Genomic DNA, 2,249 nt, shown 5'->3' on the forward strand with positions numbered 1-2,249 from the left:
CTCGTGGGCGAGGGCCACGCCCGCCGGGCGGCGCCGTTCCTGGCGATGGCGCCGGCCGCGGTGTGGACGGGCGCCTCCGCCGACGGCTACTTCGCGGCGGTCGCCGCCTGGACGATCGCGTTCCTCGCCCTCGCGGTCACCGGACACCGGCCGCGCGCGGCCGGTGTCGCGGCGGGACTGCTCTTCGGGCTGACCTGTTACCTCTCCTACGGCCTCACTCTGTTCGTCGTGATCGCGGCCGCCGTCCTGCTGCTCGGCGGGCCGGATCGACTGCGTCCGCTGCCGTACGCCCTCGCCGGAGCCCTCGTCGTCCCGCTCGCCTTCACCCTGGCGGGGTTCGACTGGTGGGAGGCGTACCGGCTGCTGGTCGACCGCTACCACCAGGGGGCCGGCGGCGTCCGGCCCTACGGCTACTGGGTGTGGGCCAACCTCGCCTGCACGGTCCTCATCGTGGGTCCGGCCACGGTGGCCGCCGCTCGACGCGCCGCAGGCGCCTTCCCCCGGTCCCCGGCGCGGCTCGTGGACGTGCGGGGCGCCTCCCCCGATTCCCGTCTCGCCCTGCTGGTCGCCGCCGTGTCGGCCGCGCTGCTGATCGCCGACCTGTCCGGGATGAGCAAGGCGGAGACCGAGCGCATCTGGCTGCCGTTCGCCCAGTGGCTGCTCGCCGCGTGCGCCCTCCTGCCCCGGCCCCGCCCGTGGCTCGCCGCCCAGGCGGTGCTCGCGCTCCTCATCAACCATCTGCTGCTGACGGGCTGGTGAGGCCGTACCGGCACGACCGGCATTCTTCGTGACCCACATCACAAAGGGAACGATGTCGTTTCCTCGGCGTCGTGACTACGCTGATCCCCGTCCGGAGAGAACGACTTCGTTTCGCTCGAGGGGGGAACGCGCCGTGTCCGAGCAGCCGACCGCCGCCCGCCGCAGCCGCTTCACCCCGCTGCGCGCGGCCCAGCTCCACGGCGCCGTGCTCGGCCTGTTGCGCGAGGTCGGCTATGACGCGCTCTCGATGGACGCGGTGGCCGCCCGCGCCCGGTTCAGCAAGGCCACGCTCTACCGCCAGTGGGGAGGCAAGCCGCAACTGGTCGTCGCGGCCCTGCAGTTCCACCGGCCGATGAGGATCGACACGATCGACACCGGCTCGCTGCGCGGCGACCTCGACGCGCTGGCCGCCCTGACCGGACACAGGGCGGTCGCGGGCGACGTGGCGCTGCAGCTCGGCGTCGGCCGCGCGATCTACGACCACCCGGAACTCCGCCGCACCCTGAGAGAGGTGATGCTCCACCCGGCCCTCGACGATCTCCACGCCATCCTCCAACGCGGCGTCGACCGGGGCGAAGTCGCTCCGGACTGCCCGGCGCTGGACATGGTCCCGCAGCTGCTGTGCAGCCTCGTCATCGCCCGCCCGCTGTTGAGCGACGAGGCGATGACCGAGACCGAGTTCAGGCGGAACCTGGAGGCACTGGTCTTCCCCGCGTTGCACATCTGAGTTATCCCGCGCCGGGCCCGGTCCGCCCCCGCACCGACCGCACTCCCCCACCCCGGTGCGCGGTGCCTCGGCCCTCGACGCCCCGCCCTCCGCGCCCCCACCCCATCGGCGCCCGCGGCCTCACAGCACGGATGCGCACGCACGACGCACGGCGACGACGCCTTTCCCCGGTCCCGGCGTCCGCCCCTCTCCCCGGCATCTCCCGCACCTGACGCGCACGCTCACGTCGTCGGGCCACCCCCCACGCCCTCGCTCGCCGACGGGCGGCCGCACCGATCGACCGACGACTCATCAGGAACGGACATGCGCGTACTTCTCATCGAGGACGACCCGACCATCGCCGAGCCCCTGCGGCGCGGCCTGACCCGCTACGGGTACACCGTGGACTGGGCGACCGACGGGAGCGACGGGCTGCGCACGGCGCCGGCCTCGGACATGGTCCTGCTGGACCTCGGCCTGCCGGACATCGACGGCCTCGACGTCTGCCGACGGCTGCGGACCCACAGCGACGTCGCGCTCATCATGATCAGCGCGCGGGACAGCGAGACCGACAAGGTCGTCGGCCTCGAACTCGGCGCCGACGACTACCTCGTCAAGCCGTTCCTCGTGCGGGAGTTGATCGCGCGCATGCGCGCGGTGCAGCGCCGGCGCCTCGGCGGCGCCCTCGCCGCGGCCCCGGCGAGCCCCGATCCGTCCGCGACCACGTCCGGCGGCCGGGTGTTCGCCCTGCCGGCGGCCCGGCGGTCGTCCGCGGCGTACGGCG

General features: G+C 73.9%; 2 protein-coding genes and 1 pseudogene. All 3 read left to right on the top strand.

Features of this window, described 5'->3' with window-relative positions:
- Positions 1-759, top strand: a pseudogene (locus ABT300_RS43395) (hypothetical protein); the annotation flags it as partial.
- A gap of 133 nt (positions 760-892) precedes the next feature.
- Entirely contained in the window at positions 893-1,486 is a 594-nt protein-coding gene (locus ABT300_RS43400; protein ID WP_351688519.1) for a TetR/AcrR family transcriptional regulator, read from the top strand.
- A 303-nt stretch (positions 1,487-1,789) separates the two neighbouring features.
- Positions 1,790-2,249: response regulator transcription factor (locus ABT300_RS43405; RefSeq protein ID WP_351688522.1), on the top strand; the 460-nt coding region annotated here is incomplete at its 3' end.

It is taken from the genome of Streptomyces sp. NPDC001027, from assembly GCF_040299045.1.
GTDB lineage: Bacteria > Actinomycetota > Actinomycetes > Streptomycetales > Streptomycetaceae > Streptomyces.